Origin of the sequence: Streptomyces seoulensis (genome assembly GCF_004328625.1) — a bacterium.
GTDB classification, from domain to species: domain Bacteria; phylum Actinomycetota; class Actinomycetes; order Streptomycetales; family Streptomycetaceae; genus Streptomyces; species Streptomyces seoulensis.
In genome coordinates this window covers 77,967-100,739 of the sequence record NZ_CP032229.1, presented here as the reverse complement: position 1 = coordinate 100,739, position 22,773 = coordinate 77,967, and the positions used below count along the sequence as shown (strand labels likewise).

Here is a 22,773-nt window from a genome sequence, read left to right as displayed (position 1 = left end):
CTCCACCTCCGTGTGGGGGTTCGGGGCGGCACGGATACTGGTCCGTACCTTTTTGAGAGCGCTCTCAGAGTGCTTGTGTGTCACGGACGTGTCAATCAGTTGAACCGAACACGTTCCGTGACGTGAGCGAGCGTCAGAAGGTGCGCCGCAGAAGGGAGTCGAGCGCCGCCCAGTGACGTTCATCGGCCGCCGCGTCGTAGGACGGGGTGTCCTTCTGGGTGTAGCCGTGCGGGGCGCCCTCGTAGACCTCGCTGGTGTGGCGCACCCCGGCGGCCGTGAGCGCGTCGTCCAGCCGGCGCATCTGCTCCTCGGGCATCGAGGAGTCCTGGTCGGCGTGGCCGAAGTACAGCTCGGCCGTGATGCGGCCGGCGCCCAGGTGCGGGCTGTCCGGGGCCTCGGTGGCCAGGTTGCCGCCGTGGAAGCCGGCGGCCGCCGCCACCTGCTCGGGGTGCGTGGCCGCCACACGCAGCGCCAGCCGGGCGCCCATGCAGTACCCGGTCACCGCCACCGGCCCGGCCGCGACCAGCGGGGACTCCTCCAGCCAGCCCAGGAAGGCGTCCGCGTCCACCTCCGCCTGCTCGGGCGTCAGCGAGTGCAGCAGCGGGCCGAGCCGCTCCCAGATCGTCGGGTCGGCCTCGGGGTCGATGAACTCGGGCAGGTCCACCACCGGGGCCGTGCCCTGCCGGTAGAACACATTGGGCACCAGCACGGTGTACCCCTCGGCGGCCAGCCGGTCGGCCATCCCGTTCAGCCAGGGCCGCAGCCCGTAGGCGTCCTGGTAGAAGAGGACGCCGGGGTACGGCCGTCCGTCGGCCGGGTGGGTCAGATAGGCGTCGGCGTCGCCGTCCCGCGTGGGGATGGTGACGGTCGTTCCCTGTACGTCGGTCATGATCGGCATGCTTCCTGGTCGCTCTTGGTCGGTCGGGGTCGGTCCGGGGCTACTCGAACCGCGCGGGGTCGCCCGCGCCCACCCGTACGATCTCCGCCTCGCCGCTGGAGAAGTCCACCACCGTGGTCGGCTCCGTGCCGCACTCGCCGGAGTCCACCACCGCGTCCACCACGTGGTCGAGGCGGTCCTTGATCTCCCAGCCCTGGGTCAGCGGCTCCTCCTCGTCCGGGAGCAGCAGCGTGCTGGACACCAGCGGCTCGCCCAGCTCGGCCAGCAGCGCCTGGGTCGCCACATGGTCGGGGATGCGCACGCCCACGGTCTTCTTCTTCGGGTGCAGCAGCATGCGCGGCACCTCGCGGGTGGCCGGCAGGATGAAGGTGTAACTGCCGGGCGTCGCCGCCTTCACCGCGCGGAACACGTCGTTGTCGATGCGCACGAACTGGCCGAGCTGCGCGAAGTTCTGGCACATCAGCGTGAAGTGGTGCCGGTCGTCCAGCTTCCGGATGGCACGGATGCGCTCCATGCCGTCCTTGCTGCCCAGCTTGCAGCCGAGCGCGTAGCACGAGTCCGTGGGGTATGCGATCAGCGACCCCGACCGGACCGCGTCCGCGATCTGCGCCACGGCGCGGGGCTGCGGGTTGTCGGGGTGCACGTCGAAGTACTTGGCCATCCGCCGAGCTTAAGCCGTCACCGTCCGTCACTCGCGCACCCCCACCCGGCCGGGCGTAGGACGGGAGAACCGGGGCACCCGCACACCGAGGCACCCGGAGCACTCCCCCCAGCTCCGGGCCCCGCCGTCTCCGCCGGTGGCCAACGCCCCCCAGGCCACCGGCGGAGCTCTGCCCGTCTTCACCGAGGGACGCTCGGCGGAGGCGTCGGGTAACGTCGGCCGCCGGACGCCGAGGCCGAGACGGGGACGAGGTGCACCACGTGGCCGCCCGAGCCGGCGAGGGCACCCACGCCCCACCGCCCTACGACACCGCCGCCACCTGGGCGGAAGAACTGCTCGACCAGTTGCGGCCCGCCGTACGGCACCCGCGCCGGATCATCGCCTGGCTCGCCCGCACCGTCCACGCCACCGTGGGCCTGGAGGACGCCGACGGCCGGCTCCTCGCCGGTGACCGCCTCCCCGCCGATCCGGTCGTCCGCGCCGACGTGGCCACGGGACAGATCTCCGCCGCCGCCTTGGAGGACGGCGGACGCCATGTCCAGCTGGTCGGCATCCGCCACCCCGGGCCGGGTCGCGCGGCCGGGGCCGTGCTCACCGTGGCCCGGCCCGGACCCTTCGACCGGCGCGCCGCCGAGATCGTCCACCGCACCGCCGGAGTCCTCGGCCTGCTGCTCAGAGAGGGTGAACTCACCCGCTCCGCGCGCCGGTTGGGCCGCGCCTCGGCCGACCTGCGCCTCGCCATCCTGCAACTGCTCATGGTGGAGGACGTGGTCTCCGCCCGCCGTGTCGCCGCAGGACTCTGGCCCGGCCTGCTCGAACGGGACACCGCCCGCGTCTACGTCGTCGAGGGCTCGCCCGCCGGACGCGACGCCCTGGCCGAGGAGTGCGCCGACGTCACCGAGGGCAGCGCACTGGTCGTACGCTGCCCCGCCGTGGACGGCCATGTCATCGTCGTCAGCCCCGCCCCGGCACCGGGGGAACGGCTGCGCGCCCTCGTCGCCGACCGCCCCGGCACCTACCTCGGCGGCAGCCTCCACCAGCGCCTCGCCCGGACCGCCACCGCCTACGGACAGGCCGTCAGTGCCCTCGCCGTCGCCCGGTTCAGCCCCCGCCGCTGCGCCGTGTACGCCGAACGCACCCACCCCGAACGCCTGCTGGACCCGGCCGCCCTGCGCGTCTGGTCCGCCCGGACGCTGCGCCCGCTGGACACCCTGCCCCACCACACCCGCGCCGAGCTGCTGGCCACCACCCGGCTGGGCCTGGACTTCACCGCGGTCAGCGCCGCCAAGGTGCTCGGGGTCAGCCGCAACACGGTCCGCGCCCGCATGGACCGGCTCCAGACCTTGCTCGGCACCGACCTGACCGACCTCACCACCCGCACCGCCGTCCGCCTCGCCCTGCTCACCGAGGCGGCGCACGGCCCGTACGACCCGGCCACCACCCTGCCCGCGCACACCGGGCTCCGCTTCACCGACCTGCTGGACTCCGCCGCGCTGCGCGACTGGGCCCGCGACCTGCTCGGCCGGCTGGACGGCGACGGGCGCGACCTGCGCGCCACCCTGAGTGCCTGGATCGCGGCCGGCGCCAACGCCGAACGCGCCGCGAGACAGCGGGGCGTGCACGCCCAGACGGTCCGCGAACACGTCCGCGCCGCCGAGCCCGTCCTGGAACGCCAGCTCCTCGCGGGCGGCAGCGACCTCTACGAGGTGGTCCTCGCCCATCTCGCCGACGGAACCCTCGCGGCCCCCGGGGCGGACGCGAACGGGGACCAAGCGGACGCACCCGTGCACGGGTGCGTGCTCAGCGGCACCGACCGGGCACCGCTGCGATGGCCGGCGCCGGGCCCTGCGGTTAAGTTCGGCAGTCCAGCGGGGGTACGACCGGAGCGGGGGACCGGTCGTACCCCTCTCGCGTGCCCGCGCCTCGGTAACGGGCTCAGTGCTGCCCGCCGTTCTGCGCCGGCAGTTCGAAGACGTTGCCGGGGGAGATCACCTTGGTGACGGCCTGTCCGAACAGGGTGCTCGGCTCCTGGCCGTCGTGCGCGATGTCGGTGTTCAGTAGCACCACCAGCGAGGTGCGCGCCGAGGGCAGGTACACCGTCAGCGACTCGTACCCCGGCAGTGAGCCGTTGTGGCCGATCCAGCCGTGCACATTGAAGATGCCCAGGCCGTAGCCCGCGTCGGGGTAGCCGGTGGGCGGGGTGAGCAGGCGCTGGCGCTGGGTGGCGGGGGAGACCATCTGCGCCCCGTCCGGGAGGCGACCGGTGGCCACCGTGCGGGACCACACCCGCATGTCGTCCAGGTTCGAGACCATCGCGCCGGCCGCCCAGCCCCAGGACGGGTTCCAGCCGGCCGTCTCCGCGACCTTCCCGTCCGCCGTCTGGTTGGTGTACCCCTGCGCGTGCGGCTTCGGGAACTCGCTGCCCTCGGGGAACGAGGTGTGCTTCATTCCGGCCGGGTCCAGGATGTGCCGCTGGATGTAGCCCCCGAGCTTCTGCCCGCTCTGCTGCTCCACGACCAGGCCGAGCAGGATGAGGTTGGTGTTGGAGTACTCGAACTTCGCGCCCGGCTTGAACTGCACCGGGTGCTTGAAGGAGTAGTCCAGCAACTGCTGTGGGGTGAAGGCGCGTTGCGGGTCGGAGGTGAGCGCCTTGAAGAAGTCCGGGTCCTGGGAGTAGTTGAACAACCCGCTGCGCATGTCGGCGAGCTGGCGCAGCGTGATCTTGTCGCCGTTCGGTACGCCGGCGATGTAACGGCCGATCGGGTCGTCCAGGTCCACCTTGCCCTGGTCGACCAGTTGCAGCAGCGCGGTGACGGTGAAGGTCTTGGTCTCGCTGCCGATCCGCATGTACAGGTCCGGGGACATCGGGCGCTCGCTGCTCTTGTCGGCGACGCCGAAGGAGCGGACGTAAGTGCCCTTGTCGGGGGTCCAGATCCCGACCGTGACCCCGGGGACGTCCGCCTCGCGCATCACCCGCTGCACGGCGTCGTCGATCTGCCGGTTCACCTCGGGCGTGAGCGTCCGTACGTCGGCCCCCGTGGGGGAGGGGCTCGGGGAAGGCGCGGCGGGCGGCGCCGCCAGAGAGGGGGCCGCGGTGAGCGGGACGACGAGTGCGCCGAGGGCGGCCGCGGTGGCGAGCCTCCTGCGCAGGCGTGCCGGGGAACGGGACATGGGCTGACTCCAAGCACGTGAGGGCCGGAGCTGCGGCGGGGCCGACACCCCGGGCTCTCAGCATAGGAGCGCTCCTCCCGCCCCGCCCGTCGGCCGTCCGGGTGAGCGGCCGGGCTCAGCGCGGCGAGCGCTCCGGGGTCAGGACCAGGACACTGGCGTCGTCGTCCACACGGTGGCCGAGGTGGCGTACGTCCTCCCAGAGGGCGTCCGGGAGCGCGGCGGTGCCGGTGTCCGCGAGGGCGGCCAGCCGCTCGGGCAGCGGGTAGAAGCGGCCGGCCGTGTCCCGCGCCTCCCACAGCCCGTCGGTGGCGATCAGCAGACAGTCGTCCGGGTCCAGCGTCACCGTGACCTCCTTCGGCGGCTCGACCCCGAGCAGGCCGATGCCCAGGGGCGGGCCCGGTGCGACCGTCAGCTCCCGGGCCCGTCCCGCGCGCAGCAGCAGCGGCGGCGGATGCCCGCAGGTCACCACGCGTACCGTCCGGGTGTCGGCGGAGAACTCCAGCAGCACCGCCGTGGCGAACAGCTCCGCGTGCCGGACCCCGGACGAGTCCACCACCAGCCTGCGGTCCATCCGGGCGGCCACCGCCTCCAGCGCCCGCTGGTCCAGCGCCGCCTCACGGAACGCGCCCAGCAGCGCCACCACCGTCCGCACCGCCGCCAGCCCGTGCCCCTGCACGTCCCCCATCACCGCCCGCACCCCGTACGGGCCGTCCCGGACGTCGAAGAAGTCCCCGCCCAGCAGCGTCCCGTCCTGCGCGGCCCGGCTGAACCCCACGCACCGCAGGTCTCCGACCCGCTCCGGCAACGGCGGCATCACCGCCCGCTGCACCGCCTCCCCGATCTCCCGCTCGGTGTCCAGCTGGGCGTCCCGGTGGCTGCGTACGTAGGACACGAACACGCTCAGCAGGGCCACGAAGGCGATGGTCAGCAGGTCGGTGTCGCCCGGCCGGTCGAGGTGGGTCAGCGGCACCAGCAGCGACGTGATCACCAGCACGCCGAGCACCGCCGTGGCCAGCGGCCCGTAGGACAGCACCGCCAGCGGCGGGATCGCGCCGAGCAGGAAACCCAGATCGCTCGCGTGCGGGGTGACGAGGGTGGCCAGCGTGACCGCGATCAGCAGCAGCACCGGAAGCACCCGCACCCACGGCGGCGGGGGAGCACCCCGCAGCCAGCCGCGCCGCTCCCGCGTTCGGCCCGGCGACCAGCCACGCAGCGATCTCACACGCCCACGCTACGCCGCGCCCGCCCCCGCCGCCCGCCCCGTAAAACCCCTGGACGCCCGCGCGGACGTCCCCCTAACGTGGCGCGGGCACGCCCCGAGACGGACCGGGAAGGAGGCGAGCGTCATGGACATCACCCCGCACGCGCGCTCCCTCCACTCCGTCATCCGGGTGTGCCCCTGACCGGACCGGGAGCGCCGCCACCGCAGGCACATCTCCCGGAGGACACCTTGACCGCACCGGTCATCCGCACGCTCGACCCGAGCAGCGCCCACCTGTTCCACGACCTGCCCGACCCGCTCGGCCTGAGCGAGCGGCACCGCACCACCGAGTACCGGCCCGAATGGCAGCGCGTCGCCCTGCGCGACGGACGCCCCGTCGCCCGCGCCGCCTGGTGGGCCCGCGCCGAGGACCCCGCCCCGCTGCTGATCAACTGGCTCGACGTGGCCGAGGGCGAGGAGGCGGCGGGCGCCGAACTGCTGCGCACCGCCCCCTGGACCACCCAGGAACTCGAACTCGACCTCCCGCCCGGCTGGCGCGACGACCCGGCCCTGGCCGCCGCCGTCGCCACCCGCACCGAAGCCGCCCGCCTCGCCGGTTACGAGCCGCTCGTCGAGCGCTTCCTCTACCGCTGGACCCCCGACCTGGGCCTGCCCGAGCAGCCCGGCCGCCTGGAGTACACCCCGGAGCCGGACGACGCCGTCTTCCTCGACGTCCTGCGCCGCATCCACTCCGTCACCCTGGACGCCCACGCCCGCCGAGCCATCGAGAAGGGCGGCGTCGACCTGGCCGCCCGGGAGGAGCTGGACTTCTTCCACTGGTGCCCGTCGCCGAGAGAGTGGTGGCGTCTCGCCCGCACCCCCGAGGGCGAGACCGCCGGCATCCACATCCCGGCCCGCAACCCCTCCGGGCCCTGCGTCGGCTTCATCGGCGTGGTCCCCGAACAGCGCGGCCACGGCTACGCCTACGACTTGCTGGCCGACTGCACCCGCTTCCTCGCCGGCCAGGGCGCCGACTTCATCGCGGCCGCCACCGACCAGGGCAACTTCCCGATGGCGGCCCACTTCACCAAGGCCGGCTATCCCGTGGTCCGGGAACGCGTCAACTTCTGGGCCGACCGGGGACCGGCCGCCTAGTCGGCCTGTTCGCCGAGCCGCGCCTGCGCCGCCGCGAGGATCTCCGTCACCCGGAGTCCGAACGCGGCGTCGCAGGCGTGCCGGCGGCCGGTGCGGGCGGCGGCCGTCAGCGCGTCCACAGCGCGGGCCAGCGCGGGCACCGCGCCCTCCGAGCTCCTCGGCAGCAGCGTCACCCCCGACTCGCCCCGCAGCTCCACATCGGCCCCGGCCGCCGAGGGCGGCGCCGACAGACTCAGCGTCAGGGTGCTCGACGCCCCCGTCGCATGGTCAAGCACCAGATGCACGGTGTCGGCGGGCCCGTGCACCGCCGAGAGCACCTGCCGTACGTCACCCAGCACCGGCAGCAGCACCGACAGCGCGTGCGGGCCGACGTCCCACAGCGCGCCCTTCTCCCGCCGCCAGGCCGACGCCGCGAACGGGCTGTCGCTGGTGAACACCGAGCCCAGCCACTGCGCCCGCGCCGTGAACCACCCCGCCTCGGCGGCCTGTTCCTCGATCCACGCCTCCGGCTCCTTCTGGAACCGGGTGGTGAAGAACACGACCGACGCCACCTGGGCCCGCTCCGCCGCCTCGGCCACCGCCCGCGCCTCCGTCACGCCGAGCGCCAGCGGCTTGTCCAGCAGCAGATGCCGCCCGGCCCGCGCCGCGCGCACCGCCAGCTCCGCCTGCGCCGACGGCGGGAGCGCCACCGCCACCGCCTCCACATCGGCCAGCAGCGCGTCCACGTCCGGGTACGCCCGCACCCCGTACCCCCCGGCCAGCTCGGCCGCCGCCTCCGGATGGCGTCCCCACACCCCGGCGAACTCCACTCCGGGGTGACCGGCCAGCGCCGGGGCGTGTGCGGCGCGCGCCCAGGGGCCCGTTCCCAGCAGTCCGATGCGCATCGAGCGCTCCCTTCTCCCAGCCGTGCCCCAGGACATCAGGGCACGGCGTCCCTGTTCTCGTGGGTATACGGCTCCACCGGCCGGTCGTCTCCGGCCAGCCAGCGGGCGATCGTCTCCGCGATCGGCTGACCCGTGTCCAGCTCGACGAAACCGAACTGGCCCGACTGATTGCATTCCAGGAACCACCAGGTGCCGTCCGCGTCCTCCGCGAAGTCGAAGGCGCCGTAGGCCAGTTCGGCGCCCATGAGGTAGCGCCGTACCGACGCGGCCACCTGTGGGGGCACCTCGGCGGGGAGCCAGGGGGAGACGGACGGGGCGAAACGGACGTCCACATGGTCGGGGTGGGCGTCCGGATCGGCCGGTTTGCGGGCCGCCAGCAGCCGCTCGCCGACCGCCGTCAGCCGGATGTCGGCCCGCTTGGCCACCCGGCGCTGGAGCAGCGTCGGCCCGAAGGCCACCGCGCTGAAGTCGGTGCCGGGCGCGACCCGGCTGGTCGGGACCGCGCGCGGCGGTTCCTGCGGATGCGCGCCGGAGACCGGCTTGACCACCACGTCCCGGTGCCGCTCGGCGAACTCCCGCGCGGTGTCGGGGAAGGTCGTGATCAGCGTGGGCGGCACCGCCAGCCCGCTGCGCTGGGCGAGCCGCAGCTGCCACGGTTTGTGCCGGGCCCGGCGGGCCGCGTCCGGATGATTCATCCAGCGGGCTTCGCTGCACCGCAGCATCCCGTACAGCGCCTGCGCCGACTCCTGGGTCAGCCAGGAGGACGGCTGGGCGGCACGGGCTGCCGCCTCGCCCGGCCTGCGCACCCAGATGGAGCGCAGGCCGCTCATCCCGACCAGACGCCCGCCGACGGACAACTGGCCACCGAGGTCCTCCCCGGCGTACTCGCCGGTGAGTGCCACCCCGTTGGTGAGGTCGGCGGGGTCGAACCGGACGACGGGCACGCCCGTCTCGCCCAGCCGCAGCACCACCATGTCGGCCGTGACGTCCTCGTCGCTGGTCAGGATGAGCACGGTCATCGTCGGGGGCCCGCGCTCAGTCGTCGAAGTGCGTCTTGGAGCCCGCCGTGGAGGTGGTGGTCCCCAGGGTGAGCAGGATCGCGTGGTCGGTCGCGGCGATCCGCCCGTCCGGCAGGACGTTCAACTGCAGCGCGGAGTCGTACGCGTACGGAGCGGTGACATCCAACTGCCCGGCAGGCCGTGCGTAGTTGAGCGTGAACGGTTGCATGGTCTCTCCCCTGTTTCGTCCTTCACGTCCTTATACGAATCGAACGAGTGGTTGGTTTCCTCACACTCCGTGACCAGAGCCCGGAGGGTCCGGAGGGAGGCACCGTGAACCGATGGGTCAGCAGGAAGGACGCCGCGCGGGGCGCGGTGGCTGCGCCCCACCGCACATTCGTCTGCCCCGAAGGCGCCGGATACGAGCCTGCTTCACCCGGCCAAGGTGGCGCGGGCGACGGACAGGGCCTGTTCCGCATAGCCCCGGCCGAACAGCGCCGCGTGCACCAGCAGCGGGAAGAGCTGATGCGCGCCGACCCGGCCCTGCCAGCCGTCGGCGAGGGGGCTCGCCTCCTCGTAGCCGCCGAGCAGCTCCGCCAGGTACGGGCAGCCGAAGAGGCGGAGCATCGCCAGGTCGGTCTCCCGGTGACCGCCGTGCGCGGCCGGGTCGATGACGCGTACCTCGCCGTCGGTGCCCCACAGGACGTTGCCCTGCCACAGGTCGCCGTGGAGCCGGGCGGGCGGCTCGGCGGGCCCGGCGAGCGCGGGCAGCCGCTCGCACACCGCCTCGATCACCCCGGCCTCACCCGGCCGGACCGTCCCCGCGTCGACGGCGGACCGCAGGTACGGCAGCACCCGGTGCTCGGCGTACCAGGAGGGCCAGTCGTCGCCCCGGACGTTGCGCATCGGAGCGCGGCCGATGTACGCCTCCTCGGGGCCGTCCGGCGGGGCGGCGCCGAACGCGGGGGCGCCGGAGGCGTGCAGGGCGGCCAGCGCGCGGCCGAAACGCGTCGCGGCGCCGGGGCCGGCGGCGCCGGTCGGCACCCGTTCGCTGACCAGGGACCACTCGTCGTACCCGAGCACCTCCGGCACCCGCACCGCACGCGCGGCGCCGAGCCAGCGCAGCCCGGCCGCCTCGGCGCGCACCGCGCCGGGACCGTCGCCGCGCTTGACCATCACCGTCGTACCGTCCTCAAGGGTCACCTCGGCGGGCGACCCCGACCCCACCGGGCCGCCCGTGACCCGGCGCCCGGTGAGCCGGGACGCCGTCAGCGCTGGATCTTCGACTCGCTCGACCACGGCCTCAGCGTAAGGCCCGCAAAAGCCCCGCCACGGCCGGAACTTGGAGCATTGCTACGACGGTTTTCGGCCAAGTTTGCCCGGAATGCCAGGCAGTGACATCCGTTTCGCCCCCGAGGTACGGCCGGGACCCCGGGCCGCCCGCCGGACGAGTAATCGGCTGGCCCGTTCGGGGGCCGTACCGGCGTGTCGCTGCGACAGACGGGTGGAGAGCTGACCCGGCTGGACGGCCCGGATGGTGCGCGGCGGCGGGCGGTCCGACGGTGGATCATGTCGAGGCCGGGTCATGTCAGCCGATGAGGAATCCGCTGCCCGGCCGCGGCGGAAGGACACCGACATGCGCTCTGCCCGCATTCTTCTCGCCACGGCGGCCGCGTCCGCCGCCCTCGCCCTGGCGCCCGGCGCCGCGCTCGCCGGGGACGACGGAGGCCGGGACGACTCCGGCTACAACAAGCAGCAGGACAGCGGCTCGGACCGGGACAAGGGCTCCGGCGACAAGGAGTCCGGTGGCCGCGACTCCGGAGGCAAGGACTCCGGAGGCAAGGACTCCGGGGGCAAGGACTCCGGCCGTGACTCCTACGACTCCGACAGCGACGGCCCGCGCGGCGGCATGCACACCGGCGGCGGCGCCCTCGCGGCCGTCCGCAGCGACACCTGGAGCTCCGACTCCGGCGACGACAGCCGCTTCGACCCGGAGAGCTACAAGGACAAGGGCGACGGGGGCGGCAGCGGCGGCAAGGACAGCGGTGGCAAGGACAGTGGCGGCAAGGGCGACTCCGACGAGCCGCGCGGCGGCATGCACACCGGTGGCGGCGCCCTCGCCGGCTCCGGCGGCGTGACCACGGGTGGCGTCGCCGTCCTCGCCGCCGGTGCCGTCGGCGCCTACGCGCTGCGCCGCAAGAAGGCCGCCGGTTCGGCCTCCTGACCGTCCCCGAACCCCAGGGGCCGTGGCCGCCGTCGACGCCGTACCGCGTCGGCGGCCCGCGCCCCCCCTTGATCCAGATCCCTGTGCTGCCGTGCCCGAGCGAGGTGGTGTCCGATGGCAGCAGACCCTTCCGGTGACAACGCGGGCCGGGGCGGCCGGCTGACGCTGTGGGGGGTGGCCATCGTCATCCTGGCGCTCAGCGTCTTCGGCGGCCACCACGGCACGGGCGCGGGCGCCGGCACGGACCGCTCCAAGAGCGCGACGGCGGGCGCGGTCCAGGCGGGGGCACCGCTGCCCCGCTCGGCGCCGACCCGGCTCCGCATCCCCAAGATCGGCGTGGACGCGCCCTTCACCGCCCTGGTGCTCGCCTCCACCGGCCAGCTGGAGCCCCCGCCCGCGGCCAACACCAACCTCGTCGGCTGGTACAGCAAGGGCGCCTCGCCCGGCGAGAAGGGCACCTCGGTCATCGCCGGCCACGTCGACACGACCACGTCGGCGGCCGTCTTCGCCAACCTCGACGACCTGACGCCGGGCGACCGCTTCTCCGTGGAGCGGGCCGACGGCAGCACCGCGAACTTCGTCGTGGACAGCGCCGACACCTTCGCCAAGGACGACTTCCCCAGCGAGCGGGTGTACGCCGACGCCAAGCGCCCCGAGGTCCGGCTCATCACCTGCGCCGGGGACTACGACCACTCGGCCAAGGACTACACGGAGAACCTGGTCGTCTTCGGCCACCTCGTCTGATCCGGCGGCCCCGCGCTCAGCGGGCGCGGGGCGCCAGGGGTCCGTCGGACGCGAAGGCGAGCTTCGCGAACCGCTCGCCGATCCGCCGGTGCGCCGCCCCGTCCGGGTGGAGCCCGTCGGGCAGCGGCAGCTCCGCGAAGTCGGCCTCGCCGTACAGCTCGCGCCCGTCGAGCAGGTGCAGACGCGGGTCCTCGGCGGAGCGCCGCGCCACGATCCGGGCCAGCTCCGCCCGTACGGCGTTCAGCGTCAGCTTGCCCTGGGCGGCCTCCGCCGGGTCCCCGGCCGCGCGGAACGCGAGCCGGCCCTCGCTCAGCGCGGAGAGGTCCGGCATGGTGGGGCCTGGGGTGTCCTCGTGCATCGGGCACAGGATGGGGGAGACCACGAGCAGCGGTGTGTCGGGGTGCCCCTCGCGCACGGTGTCCAGGAACCCGTGCACGGCGGGCCCGAACGCGCGCAGCCGCATCAGGTCGGTGTTGACCAGGTTGATGCCCAGCTTGACGCTGATCAGGTCGGCCGGGGTGTCACGCAGCGCGCGGGCGGTGAACGGGTCCAGCAGGGCGCTGCCGCCGAGGCCCAGGTTGACCAGCTCGACCCCGCCGAGCGAGGCGGCGACGGCGGGCCAGACGCCGGTCGGGCTCGCGGCGTCCGAGCCGTGGCTGATGGAGCTGCCGTGGTGCAGCCACACCGGGCGGTCCGACGAGGGGGAGGGCTCCACGGGGGCGTCGGTGCGCAGGGCGACCAGCTCGGTCGTCTCGTTGTGCGGCAGCCAGATCTCCACCGTCTTGTCCTCGGCGGACAGCCCGGTGAAGCGGGCGGTGCCGACCGGGCCGGAGGTCAGCTCGGCGGTGCCCGTGGTCATGTCGACGGTCAGGGTGTCGCCGCCGGTGACGGAGGCGCTGCCCGCCGGGCGTCCGTCCACCAGCAGGTCGTAGACGCCGTCCGGGCGGGGCGGCGCTCCGAGGTAGGCCCGCTTGGTGGGCACGGTGTCCAGCTCGATCGCGGTGGCACGGGTGCGGAACACCAGCCGTACGCCGGACGGCTGGGACTCCACCATGTGCAGCTGCGGGTCGGCGCACTGGGCGCGGGCCCGCGCGGGCAGCCGGTGGGGGAGCAGGCCGCGCCCGGTGCGCTCCAGCTCCAGGGCGCCCCGGACGAGGTCGGCGGTCAGGGAGGTGGTGGTCCAGTCGGTGGTCATCGGGGGTCCGTCGGCAGTAGGGGCAGGGGGGTTCAGGAGGCGGGCCAGTTGCGCAGCAGGGCGTCGAGCGCGTCGAGCACGCGGTCCCAGGACTCCTGCGAACCGGGCGCGCTGTGGTCGAATCCGCCCGCCGACTCCAGACCGACATAGCCGCTGAACACACTGCCCAGCAGGCGTACGGCATGGGTCTGGTCGGGCTCGGCGAGGTCGTAGCCGCGCAGGATCGCCCGGGTCATCGCCGCGTGCCGGACGCCCGCGCTGGCGGCGGCGGTCTCCGGGTCGAGCCGGTACCGGGCGGCCTCGAAGCGGCCGGGGTGCGCGCGGGCGTAGTCGCGGTAGGCGTTGGCGAAGGCGACCAGCGCGTCCTTGCCGGCCCGCCCCGCGAGGGCCTCGGCGGCGCGGTCGGCCAGCTCCTCCAGGGCGAGCAGCGCGATCCGGGTGCGCAGGTCGTGCGAGTTGCGCAGGTGCGAGTACAGGCTCGCCGTCTTCACGTCGAACCGCCGCGCCAGCGCCGACACCGTCACCTGCTCGAACCCGGCCTCATCGGCCAGCTCCGCCCCGGCCAGCACCAGCCGCTCGGTACTCAGCCCCGCACGCACCATGAATCCGCCTCCTCGGTTACCTGACCGATTATGTATTTGCCTAAAAGGTTTAGGCAAATGTGGGTCAGGCGTAGGTGGTCAGATGGAGGCGGGAACGCCGACGGCCGCCGACCGGGGTGCGGTCGACGGCCGTCCTCAGCGGCTAGCGGGTCTCTCAGACCTCCGGCGCCGGATACGTCGGGTACTCAACCCCCGAGACGTGCTGGACGACCCGCACGACCTGGCAGGAGTAGCCGAACTCGTTGTCGTACCAGAGGTAGAGGATCGCGTTGTCGCCGTCGACCTTGAGGGCGCCGCCGTCGACGATGGAGGCGTTGCGGGAGCCGATGAAGTCGCTGGAGACCGCGTCGGGCGCCGTGGTGAAGTCGATCTGGCGCTTGAGCGGGGAGGTCAGCGAGACCTCGCGCAGGTAGTCGTGGACCTCCTCGCGGGTGGTCTCGCGGCCGAGCCGCAGGTTGAGGATGGCGATCGAGACGTCCGGCACCGGCACCCGGATCGAGCTGCCGGTGATCGGCGCCTTCAGGTCCGGCAGCGCCTTCGACACGGCGGAGGCGGCACCCGTCTCGGTGATCACCATGTTGAGCGGCGCGGACCGGCCGCGGCGCTCGGCCTTGTGGTAATTGTCCAGCAGATTCTGGTCGTTGGTGAACGAGTGCACCGTCTCCACGTGGCCGCGCAGCACCCCGTACTCGTCGTCCATGGCCTTCAGCGGCGGGACGATGGCGTTGGTGGTGCAGGACGCGCAGGACAGGATCTGCTCGTCCGGCTTGATGGTGTCGTGGTTGACGCCGTGCACGATGTTCGGCACGTCACCCTTGCCGGGCGCGGTCAGCACGACCTTGTCGATACCGGGCCGCAGGTGCTTCGACAGGCCCGCGCGGTCACGCCAGTTGCCGGTGTTGTCGATCAGTATGGCGTCGCGGATGCCGTACTCGGTGTAGTCCACGGACGAGGGGTCGTCGGCGTAGATCACCGTGATCTCGTTGCCGTTGGCGATGATCGTGCTCGCGTCCTCGTCCACCGTGATGGTGCCCTGGAACTGGCCGTGGATCGAGTCGCGGCGCAGCAGTGAGGCCCGCTTGACCAGGTCGCCGGCGGCCTTGGCGCCACCGCCCCGGACCACGACGGCCCGCAGCCGCAGACCGTTGCCCGAACCGGCCTTCTCGATCAGCAGGCGCGCGACCAGCCGGCCGATGCGGCCGAAGCCGTACAGCACGACGTCACGCGGCGCGCGGCGCGCGATCTTCTCGGCACCGGTGGCCCCGGCGACCGCCTCGGCGGTGAACTCCGCCACGCTCAGTCCCCGGTCGTCGGCCTTGTAGGTCGCGGCCAGCATGCCGAGGTCGATCTGGGAGGGGCCGAGGTCCAGGGCGGTCAGCGCCTGGAGGAACGGCATCGTCTCGGTGACCGACAGCTCCGCTCCCGCGATCTGCCGGGCGAAGCGGTGGGTCTTGAGGATGCTGACCACCGACTTGTTCACCAGGGAGCGGCTGTGCAGCAGGACGGTCACGTCCCGCTCGCGGTGCAGCTTCCCGATGAGCGGGATCATCGACTCCGCGATCTCCTCGCGGTGCATCCAGTTCGTGAACGAGTCGTCGTTGACAGTCACAGATCTATCTTTCGAGCTAGGCGGCGCTCATATGGTAGGCACACCCTACTTTGATCACCAGAGCCGCCCCTCAGGGGGGTCGGCCGGGGCGCCGTTCCTGAATCAGGGTGGAAGAACGCGCGACACCCTGGCACCGCATTGCACCGCCCGTACCGCGTGACCATGGTCGGAGCGTGATCACGTCTTCCGCACCCCGGCCCGGAGCGGCCACCGCCCCCGGTCCGCCGCGCCGCCGCGCCCTGCCCCGGCTCGTCCGCCATCGCGCACGGCACGGCGCCCTCCTCGCCCTCGCGCTGTTCGCCGCGGTCCGCGCGGCGGGCATCGCCGCCGTGATCGCCACCAACGCGCTGACCGACCGCCCGCTGGTACGCAACCTCGCCCACTCCTGGGACTCACGCTGGTATCTCCACATCGCCGCCCACGGCTACGGCCGGCTCATCTGGATCACGCCCACCGGGGGAGTGCAGAGCGACTGGGCGTTCTTCCCGCTCTACCCGGCCCTGGTCCGGGCCGCCGACACCGTCCTCCCGCTCACCCCGGCCGCCGCGGCGCTGCTCCTGTCCTGGGCCGCCGCCGTCGTCGCCGCCTACGGCATCTACCTCATCGGTCACCACCTCCACGGCCGCGCCACCGCCACCGCCCTCGTCGCGCTGTGGGCCGCGCTGCCGCACGCGGTGGAGCTGACCATCGCCTACACCGAGTCCCTCTTCGCCGCCCTGGCCGCCTGGTCCCTGTACTGCGTGCTCAGGGACCGCTGGCTGTGGGCGGGCGCGCTCGCCCTCCTGGCGGGCCTCGCCCGGCCCACCGGCTTCGCCGTGGCCGCCGCCGTCGTCACCGCCGTCGCGCGAGAGCTCTGGCTGCGGCGCGGACGGGTCACCCCCGACGTATGGGTGGCCGCGCTGCTCGCCCCGCTGGGCTGGCTCGGCTATGTCCTCTGGGTCGGCTGGTGCACGGGCGACCTGACTGGCGGCTACTTCGCCGTCCAGGGCGCCTGGGGCTCCCGGATCGACTTCGGAGCCGGGGCCGCCCGCTTCGTCGGGGCGCTCCTCGCCCATGGCGGCCAGGTCATCTATCCGGTCGCCCTCGCCCTCGTGCTGATCAGCCTGGTGCTGTTCGCGCTGCTCTGCCTGGAGCGCGCCCCGCTGGTCCTGGTCGCCTTCGCCGGCGTCCTGGTGCTGCTGGTGGTCTTCGGCTCCGGCTCCTTCTCCTCCAAGCCGCGCTTCCTGCTGCCGGCCTTCCCGCTGCTCATCCCGGCCGCCCGCGCCCTCACCCGCACCTGGCGCACCCGTCCGGCGGCGGCCCTCCTGGTCGGCGGCGCCCTGGCCGCGGTCTCCGTGCCGTACGGCGCCTACGTCACGGTGCTCGTCCATTCACCCCTCTGAGCGGTGCCGGTGCGAAGGCCCGGAAAGCGGGTAGGCGGGGGCTTCGAGGAAAGGACGACCATGACGACCTACGTGATCACCGTGCCCGGCACCTTCACCGGGGACATCGAGGCCGACACCCGCGCCCGGCTGGGCAGGGCCCTGCGTCCGGCCGACCCGCACGAGACCGACCTGGGCAGCGCCGAGGACCTCGACACCGTCAACGTGAACGACGACGGTACCTTCACCCTGCACCTCACCGTCGAGGCCGACAACAACAAGCACGCCGAGCAGGAGGCCCGCCGCCTCGCGGACGAGGCTCTGAAGGCCGTCGGACTGGACGAGAACACGGCGCCGCTCGGGCCCGCCGTGATCACCGGGATCGACTCCCAGGTGCACTGACGGGTGTGGCGGGCCGTCCCGGAGGCCGAAAGCGTCCGAATGGGTAAAATCCAGACAACGGCCCGCCAGGATCACCGCCCACCGGATGTGAACGATGTTCCGCAAGCGCTCCACGGACGACGGCGACGAGCTGCTGGCCAGACTCAGCTCGCTCACCGCCCAGGCGCGCGAGCGCGCGGAACAGCAACGCAGCCAGGTCGAGCTGGCCATCGCCCTCCAGCGCGGCATGCTCCCGCGCGACCTCCCCAGCCGCCCCGGCCTCCACCTCGCGGTGCGCTACGCCCCCGCCAACCAGGGCCTCAACGTGGGCGGGGACTGGTACGACGCCTTCGCCATGCCGGACGGCAGGATCGGCCTCACCATCGGCGACGTCCAGGGCCACAACATCGAGGCCGCCGCCTTCATGGGCCAGGTCCGGGCCGCGCTGCGCGCGCTCGCCTCCGTCACCAGCGAACCCGGCGAACTTCTCGCCCGTACCAACGACCTGCTGCTCACCCTCGGCAGCGACCTCTTCGCGACCTGCACCTTCCTCCGGCTGGACCCCGTCACCGGCGTTCTGGAGAGCGCGCGGGCCGGGCACATCCCCTTCGTATGGGCCACGGCCGACGGCAAGTCCGGCGTCGTCCACGACATGGGCGGCCCGCCGCTCGGCATCCAGCCCGGCATGGACTACCGCGTCACCCGGCACCGGCTCTCCACCGGCGGCGTCTTCGTCCTGCTCACCGACGGCGTGGTGGAGGGGCCCTCGCTGCACGTCGAGGACGGCCTCGCCCAGGTGGTCCGCCTCGCGGGCATCGCCGCCGTCGCCGGCCTCAAGGTGCACGCGCTCGCCGCCGCCGTGATCAAGGGCGCCGACAACGTGGGCCACGACGACGACGCGGCCGTGCTCGTCGTCGGCCACGACGGCCCGAACACCCCGGCACCGCCCGCGCGGCCCCGCGCCGTTACGCCATAGGGGCCGTTCGCCTCGCCGCCCCCGGCCGGCCGGTGTGAGAGTTGCCGGGTGGTGGCATTCCCTGAAGCGCGTCGGCCGGGCGGCCATGTCGCCCTGGTCCTCGCCGTCGCGGTCTGCTACTTCGCTGCCGGACGCCTCGGGCTGCTGTGCAAGCTCACCGTCGACGGTGCCGTCGTCACACCCATCTGGCCGCCGACCGGCGTGGCCGTCGCCGCCCTGCTCATCCTCGGGGTGCGCTACTGGCCCGGCGTCACGATCGGCGCGTACCTCATCGTCCTGTCGCTCGACACGCCTGTGCTCTACTCGCTCGGCTATCTCGTCGGCAACACCCTGGCCCCCGTGGTGGCGGTGGCGCTGCTCCGCCGGGCCGGGTTCCGCACCGACCTCAGGCGGCTGCGGGACGGGCTCGCGCTGGTGTTCTTCGGCGCGCTGAGCGCCATGCTGATCAGCTCCACCGTGGGCGTCGTCCTGCTCGTCGTGACCGACCGGATGCCCGCGCACGCCTTCTGGACGGTGTGGCTCGCCTGGTGGGTGGGCGACGCCATGGGGGTCCTGCTGGTCACCCCGATCCTGCTCATGCTCAGCCACGCCCGGGGGCTGCGGCCGACACCCCGCCGGTGGGAGACGGGAGCGCTGGCCGTCGCCGTCCTCGGCATCGTGCCGTTCGCCGTCTACAGCCACTACAGCCTGCTGTTCCTGGTGTACCCGCTGATCATCTGGGGTGCGCTCCGCTTCGAGCTGGTCGGCAGCATGATCTGCGCCCTGGCCACCTCCGTATTGGCCGCGCTCGCGGCCAACAGCGAGGCGGGCGGCTTCCGGGGGCTGAGCCGCGTCGAGATCATGGCCAAGCTCCAGGGCTTCAACGGCACCATGGCGCTGACCGCGCTGCTGCTGTCCGCCGTCATCGCCGAGCAGCGGCACACCCGGCGCTCGGTGCAGCGGGCCTGCGAGGAGCTGGTCGAGGTGCTGGAACACCTCACGGCGGGCGAGGCCCCGCCACCCCGTCCGCCCCTGGAGGACGCCGACCCCTTGCTCCCCGGCGATGACGGGCGGCGGCCCCCGGAGGCCCCCTAGGGTCTTTCGTTTGGATCAGGCCGGATCAGGGAGCGGGGTCCGGTGCCGTGGATCGCAAGGCGGAGGAGGGAGTCATGGCGGAGCCATGGCGAGTGACGACAACGCGGCGAGGCGCGGTGCCGGGGCACGCGAGCCCGGCCTGATCCAAACGAGAGGCCCTAGGTCAACGCGACCGAGGCCGTGACCCGCTTGCCGTGGCCCAGCGGGGTGACCTCCAGGGCGCCGCAGAGCAGGTTCACCAGCCGCAGCCCGTGCCCGCCCACCCGCTCCGGGTCGGCCGGGCGGTGCCGGGGCGGCCGGGGCGAGGAGTCCGTGACGCTGATCCGAAGCGCCGGCGGGTCCGGTACCACTTCCATGTGGAGCGTGAACGGCCCCGGCGCGTGCTTGAGCGCGTTGGTCACCAGCTCGCTCGCGACGAGCTGCGCGTCCTGCACGGCACGCGCCGCCGGCGCGGGGCGGACCCGGGCGAGCAGATCGGCGATCGCGTTCCTCGTCTCCGGGAGGGACGCGGTGTCGGCGTCCCAGCGGCGGCTGTAGCGCGGCAGGTCCGGCGTGGTCCGCGTCATCGTGTCTGTCGTGAGGGGGAGGTCCATGCGGAATCGCCCTTCTCCCGTGGTGGCCGGTCAAGGCCCCGTCGTGCGATCGCGGAGGATCGTCCCTTCTCCACCCGGCTACCCCCTGCACCGCCGATCAAGGGGCGTAACTACGGGAATCCCCCGGACGCATGAGGACGACGAGGCGCGGGGGGTAAAAACACCAGGCACAAAGCGGCGGGCCCGGAAATCCACGAAGGGGATTTCCGGGCCCGCCCCGGTACGGCATCGCACCGACTCAGTGTTTAAACGTGTCCTTCGCCTTTTCCTTGGCCTGGCGGGCATCGCCCTTCGCGCCTTCGACGCGGCCCTCGGCCTCCATGCCCTCATTACCGACGGCCTTGCCCATGGTCTCCTTGACCTTGCCCTTGAGCTGCTCCGCCTTGGCCTTGCCCTTCTGGTCACCAGCCATGGGGTATTCACATCCCAACGTTATCGGTGCGTGGTCGCCATCCGGTTATCCACACCGCGGCGGACCAAACCAGAAAAGCCGAAATTCATGGACCTCAGTCACCCGGACGGGCCCGCCCGCGTCGCACCAGATGCCTGACGGCCAGCGCCGCCACCAGCAATCCGACGGCGATGAGCACGTATCGCTGATAGCGGAGAATCTCGTCGTACACCGCCGTGATGTGGCTGCCGGCCAGGTATGCCAGCGAGGACCACAGGCCCACCCAGAGGGCCGCGCCGAGCGCGTTGAAGGCGAGGAAACGCGGCCAGGGCATCCCGGTGGTGCCCGCGATGATCCCGTTGGCCTGACGCAGCCCTTCCACGAACCGGGCCACCGTGACGATCTTGCCGCCGTGCCGCCGGAAGAACGCCTCCGCCGCCTCGAAGCGCTTCGGCGTCAGCAGGATGTACCGGCCCCAGCGCTCCACGAACGCCCGGCCGCCCGTGCGTCCGATCAGATATCCGACGTTGTCGCCGACGACCGCCGCCGTGAACGCGATGGCCGCCACGGCGACGATGTTCAGCTCGCCCGCCCCGGCGTAGACCCCGGCGGCCAGCAGGATCGTCTCGCCCGGCGCCGGGACGCCGAAGTCCTCCAGGAAGACGACCGCGCCGACGGCCCAGTAGCCGTAGTGACCGAGCAGCGGGGCCAGCGGCGCCAGCGGGCCGGGGAGGGGAGGCGGCATGGCATCACCGTACGCCGCACCGCTTCCCCGTCCCTCCGTGACCTGCGTGAAGGCCCCTCAGGGCCGGCCCACCGCGTCCTGATCGCGTACCTCGGCCGGGGCGGACGGCTCGGCCGCAGGCCCGGCGGGAGCCGTACGGGACCGGCGCCACGTGGCGATGCCCCGGGCGATCTGGTCGGTGTAGCGCGCGGTGAGCGGGCCGACGACCACCAGGATCAGCACGTACGCGGTGGCCAGCGGGCCCAGCCGGGAGTCGATGCCCGAGGTGACCGCGAGACCGGCGATGACCACCGAGAACTCGCCGCGCGCCACCAGCGTGCCGCCCGCCCGCCAGCGGCCCCGCACGGAGACACCCGCGCGCCGTGCCGCCCAGTAACCGGTGGCGATCTTGGTGAGCGCGGTGACGACCGCGAGAGCCAGCGCGGGCAGCAGGACCGGCGGGATGCTGGCCGGGTCGGTGTGCAGGCCGAAGAACACGAAGAACACGGCCGCGAACAGGTCCCGCAGCGGTGCCAGCAGGTTGTGCGCGCCCTCGGCGACCTCGCCGGAGAGCGCGATGCCCACCAGGAAGGCACCGACCGCCGCCGAGACCTGGAGCTGCTGGGCGAGTCCGGCCACCAGCAGGGTGAGGCCCAGGACCACCAGCAGCAGCTTCTCCGGGTCGTCGCTGGAGACGAAGCGGGAGATGACCCGGCCGAAGCGCACCGCCAGCAGCAGCACCAGACCGGCCACGCCGAGCGCGATGGCGAGCGTGATGCCGCCCGCGACGAAGCCCGTACCGGCCAGCAGGGCGGTGACCAGCGGGAGGTAGACCGCCATCGACAGGTCCTCCAGCACCAGGATGCTGAGGATCACCGGGGTCTCGCGGTTGCCGATGCGGCCCAGGTCGCCCAGGACCTTGGCGATGACACCGGAGGACGAGATCCAGGTGATGCCGGCCAGCACCACGGCGGCGATGGGACCCCAGCCCAGCAGCAGCGCCATCACGGCGCCCGGCACCGCGTTGAGCGCGAAGTCCACCAGACCGGCCGGGTACTGCGTCTTGAGGTTGGAGACCAGGTCACCGGCTGTGTACTCCAGGCCCAGCATGAGCAGCAGCAGGATGACGCCGATCTCGGCGCCGATCGCCACGAACTCCTCACTGGCGCCCAGCGGCAGCAGCCCGCCCTCGCCGAAGGCCAGCCCGGCGAGCAGATACAGCGGGATGGGGGAGAACCTGAGCCGCGCGGCGAGCCTGCCGAGCAGGCCGAGAGCCAGGATGATGGCGCCGAACTCGATCAGGAAGACCGCGGAGGAGTGCATCCGGATCACTCCCTGCCGAGGATCTCGGCGGCCGCGTCCACGCCCTCGCGGGTGCCGATCACGATGAGCGTGTCACCGCCCGCGAGCCGGAAGCCCGGCCCGGGGGAGGGGATGGCGTCGGCGCGGCGCAGCACGGCCACGATCGACACACCGGTCTCGGTGCGCATCCGGGTGTCCCCGAGCAGCCGTCCGTTCCAGTGCGAGACGGAGGACAGCGAGATGCGCTCGGCGACCAGGCCCAGCTCGGTCGTGGACAGCAGAGTGGGGCTCTGATGCGTCGGCATGAGCGCCCCGGCGATGGCCTCCGCCTCCCCGCCGGTCAACTGGACCGACAGCGCGCAGGCGTCGGGGTCGTCCTCGCGGTAGGCGCTCAGCGTCCGCGCGCCGTCCCGGTGGGCCACCACGGACAGACGGCGGTGTTCGCGGGTGGTGAGGTCGTACCGGACGCCGATCCCCGGCAGCGGCGTCCTACTCGTACGTGCGGCGCCCACGGCAGCCCCCCCTGATTCTTTTGACTGTTTCTTGGTGCAACCATTGCCTACACCCTAGCTTGACGGTGCATGGCCACACGGAAGCCAGGCTCTCAGGGGGGTCACCTCACGCCGGGT

General features: G+C 73.0%; 24 protein-coding genes. 8 read left to right on the top strand and 16 right to left on the bottom strand.

Annotated elements, in window-relative coordinates; genetic code table 11:
• Positions 1–133: 133 nt before the first annotated feature.
• Both D0Z67_RS00430 and D0Z67_RS00425 read right to left on the bottom strand, forming a co-directional pair.
• Positions 134–889, bottom strand: coding sequence for a dienelactone hydrolase family protein (locus tag D0Z67_RS00430; protein WP_031183333.1), 756 nt, complete (start codon positions 887–889; stop codon positions 134–136).
• Positions 890–938: 49 nt separating this feature from the next.
• On the bottom strand, positions 939–1,559 hold the full coding sequence (locus D0Z67_RS00425) for an L-threonylcarbamoyladenylate synthase (protein WP_031183334.1): 621 nt from the start codon (positions 1,557–1,559) through the stop codon (positions 939–941).
• A gap of 260 nt (positions 1,560–1,819) precedes the next feature.
• On the opposite strand from D0Z67_RS00425, the gene D0Z67_RS00420 reads away from it, so the two are divergent.
• The gene (locus tag D0Z67_RS00420) at positions 1,820–3,559 is read left to right on the top strand and encodes a helix-turn-helix domain-containing protein (protein ID WP_078873633.1); all 1,740 of its coding nucleotides are present in this window, start codon (positions 1,820–1,822) and stop codon (positions 3,557–3,559) included.
• On the opposite strand, the gene D0Z67_RS00415 is transcribed toward D0Z67_RS00420, so the two are convergent.
• Together D0Z67_RS00415 and D0Z67_RS00410 are read right to left on the bottom strand one after the other, a co-directional pair.
• The gene (locus tag D0Z67_RS00415) at positions 3,495–4,730 is read right to left on the bottom strand and encodes a serine hydrolase domain-containing protein (protein WP_031183336.1); all 1,236 of its coding nucleotides are present in this window, start codon (positions 4,728–4,730) and stop codon (positions 3,495–3,497) included. The genes D0Z67_RS00420 and D0Z67_RS00415 overlap by 65 nt on opposite strands.
• A 115-nt stretch (positions 4,731–4,845) precedes the next feature.
• Positions 4,846–5,952: a PP2C family protein-serine/threonine phosphatase gene (locus tag D0Z67_RS00410; protein ID WP_031183337.1), complete on the bottom strand. Its 1,107-nt coding sequence runs from the start codon at positions 5,950–5,952 to the stop codon at positions 4,846–4,848.
• Between the two features lie 228 nt (positions 5,953–6,180).
• Here D0Z67_RS00410 and D0Z67_RS00405 point away from each other — a divergent pair, with 228 nt between their 5' ends.
• Positions 6,181–7,086: a GNAT family N-acetyltransferase gene (locus tag D0Z67_RS00405; RefSeq protein WP_031183339.1), complete on the top strand. Its 906-nt coding sequence runs from the start codon at positions 6,181–6,183 to the stop codon at positions 7,084–7,086.
• Here the strand turns inward: D0Z67_RS00405 and D0Z67_RS00400 are convergent.
• From D0Z67_RS00400 to D0Z67_RS00385, 4 genes are all read right to left on the bottom strand, one after another.
• Positions 7,083–7,970 (bottom strand): Gfo/Idh/MocA family protein, encoded by an 888-nt coding sequence (locus tag D0Z67_RS00400; protein WP_031183340.1) that lies wholly within the window; start codon positions 7,968–7,970, stop codon positions 7,083–7,085. The two genes, D0Z67_RS00405 and D0Z67_RS00400, sit on opposite strands and share 4 nt — an antisense overlap.
• A gap of 35 nt (positions 7,971–8,005) precedes the next feature.
• Complete coding sequence (gene tgmB, locus D0Z67_RS00395) at positions 8,006–8,989, bottom strand: ATP-grasp ribosomal peptide maturase (protein WP_031183341.1); 984 nt, start codon at positions 8,987–8,989, stop codon at positions 8,006–8,008.
• A 16-nt stretch (positions 8,990–9,005) separates the two neighbouring features.
• The gene (tgmA, locus tag D0Z67_RS00390) at positions 9,006–9,197 is read right to left on the bottom strand and encodes a putative ATP-grasp-modified RiPP (RefSeq protein WP_031183342.1); all 192 of its coding nucleotides are present in this window, start codon (positions 9,195–9,197) and stop codon (positions 9,006–9,008) included.
• A 203-nt stretch (positions 9,198–9,400) separates the two neighbouring features.
• Positions 9,401–10,267, bottom strand: a complete 867-nt coding sequence (locus tag D0Z67_RS00385; protein WP_031183343.1) for a fructosamine kinase family protein — start codon at positions 10,265–10,267, stop codon at positions 9,401–9,403.
• Between the two features lie 337 nt (positions 10,268–10,604).
• On the opposite strand from D0Z67_RS00385, the gene D0Z67_RS00380 reads away from it, so the two are divergent.
• Both D0Z67_RS00380 and D0Z67_RS00375 read left to right on the top strand, forming a co-directional pair.
• The gene (locus tag D0Z67_RS00380; RefSeq protein WP_031183344.1) at positions 10,605–11,192 is read left to right on the top strand and encodes a hypothetical protein; all 588 of its coding nucleotides are present in this window, start codon (positions 10,605–10,607) and stop codon (positions 11,190–11,192) included.
• Positions 11,193–11,306: 114 nt separating this feature from the next.
• Positions 11,307–11,936, top strand: coding sequence for a class F sortase (locus D0Z67_RS00375; protein WP_031183345.1), 630 nt, complete (start codon positions 11,307–11,309; stop codon positions 11,934–11,936).
• Between the two features lie 16 nt (positions 11,937–11,952).
• Here the strand turns inward: D0Z67_RS00375 and D0Z67_RS00370 are convergent, their stop codons facing one another.
• The 3 genes from D0Z67_RS00370 to D0Z67_RS00360 all read right to left on the bottom strand — a co-directional run bounded on the left by D0Z67_RS00370 (position 11,953) and on the right by D0Z67_RS00360 (position 15,342).
• Entirely contained in the window at positions 11,953–13,131 is a 1,179-nt protein-coding gene (locus D0Z67_RS00370) for a GDSL-type esterase/lipase family protein (RefSeq protein ID WP_031183346.1), read from the bottom strand.
• Positions 13,132–13,163: 32 nt separating this feature from the next.
• Entirely contained in the window at positions 13,164–13,733 is a 570-nt protein-coding gene (locus D0Z67_RS00365) for a TetR/AcrR family transcriptional regulator (RefSeq protein WP_031183347.1), read from the bottom strand.
• Between the two features lie 154 nt (positions 13,734–13,887).
• The gene (locus D0Z67_RS00360; protein ID WP_031183348.1) at positions 13,888–15,342 is read right to left on the bottom strand and encodes a glyceraldehyde-3-phosphate dehydrogenase; all 1,455 of its coding nucleotides are present in this window, start codon (positions 15,340–15,342) and stop codon (positions 13,888–13,890) included.
• 173 nt (positions 15,343–15,515) lie between these two features.
• On the opposite strand from D0Z67_RS00360, the gene D0Z67_RS00355 reads away from it, so the two are divergent.
• The 4 genes from D0Z67_RS00355 (at position 15,516) to D0Z67_RS00340 (ending at position 19,134) form a co-directional block, all read left to right on the top strand.
• Entirely contained in the window at positions 15,516–16,724 is a 1,209-nt protein-coding gene (locus D0Z67_RS00355) for a hypothetical protein (protein WP_234312905.1), read from the top strand.
• 60 nt (positions 16,725–16,784) lie between these two features.
• Positions 16,785–17,105 carry a hypothetical protein gene (locus D0Z67_RS00350; protein WP_031183350.1) on the top strand — a complete coding sequence of 107 codons (321 nt, stop codon included), beginning with the start codon at positions 16,785–16,787 and terminating at the stop codon, positions 17,103–17,105.
• 94 nt (positions 17,106–17,199) lie between these two features.
• Positions 17,200–18,060 (top strand): PP2C family protein-serine/threonine phosphatase, encoded by an 861-nt coding sequence (locus tag D0Z67_RS00345; protein WP_031183351.1) that lies wholly within the window; start codon positions 17,200–17,202, stop codon positions 18,058–18,060.
• Between the two features lie 48 nt (positions 18,061–18,108).
• Positions 18,109–19,134 (top strand): MASE1 domain-containing protein, encoded by a 1,026-nt coding sequence (locus tag D0Z67_RS00340; RefSeq protein ID WP_051888086.1) that lies wholly within the window; start codon positions 18,109–18,111, stop codon positions 19,132–19,134.
• A gap of 158 nt (positions 19,135–19,292) precedes the next feature.
• Here D0Z67_RS00340 and D0Z67_RS00335 read toward each other — a convergent pair whose 3' ends face one another.
• From D0Z67_RS00335 to D0Z67_RS00315, 5 genes are all read right to left on the bottom strand, one after another.
• The gene (locus D0Z67_RS00335) at positions 19,293–19,727 is read right to left on the bottom strand and encodes an ATP-binding protein (RefSeq protein WP_131589596.1); all 435 of its coding nucleotides are present in this window, start codon (positions 19,725–19,727) and stop codon (positions 19,293–19,295) included.
• 238 nt (positions 19,728–19,965) lie between these two features.
• A complete protein-coding gene (locus D0Z67_RS00330; protein WP_131589595.1) occupies positions 19,966–20,139 on the bottom strand; it encodes a CsbD family protein in 174 nt (57 codons plus the stop codon).
• 94 nt (positions 20,140–20,233) lie between these two features.
• Positions 20,234–20,863, bottom strand: coding sequence for a DedA family protein (locus D0Z67_RS00325; RefSeq protein ID WP_031183354.1), 630 nt, complete (start codon positions 20,861–20,863; stop codon positions 20,234–20,236).
• A gap of 57 nt (positions 20,864–20,920) precedes the next feature.
• Positions 20,921–22,165: a cation:proton antiporter gene (locus tag D0Z67_RS00320; protein WP_031183355.1), complete on the bottom strand. Its 1,245-nt coding sequence runs from the start codon at positions 22,163–22,165 to the stop codon at positions 20,921–20,923.
• Between the two features lie 5 nt (positions 22,166–22,170).
• A complete protein-coding gene (locus D0Z67_RS00315; protein WP_031183356.1) occupies positions 22,171–22,656 on the bottom strand; it encodes a cation:proton antiporter regulatory subunit in 486 nt (161 codons plus the stop codon).
• Between the last annotated feature and the right edge of the window lie 117 nt (positions 22,657–22,773).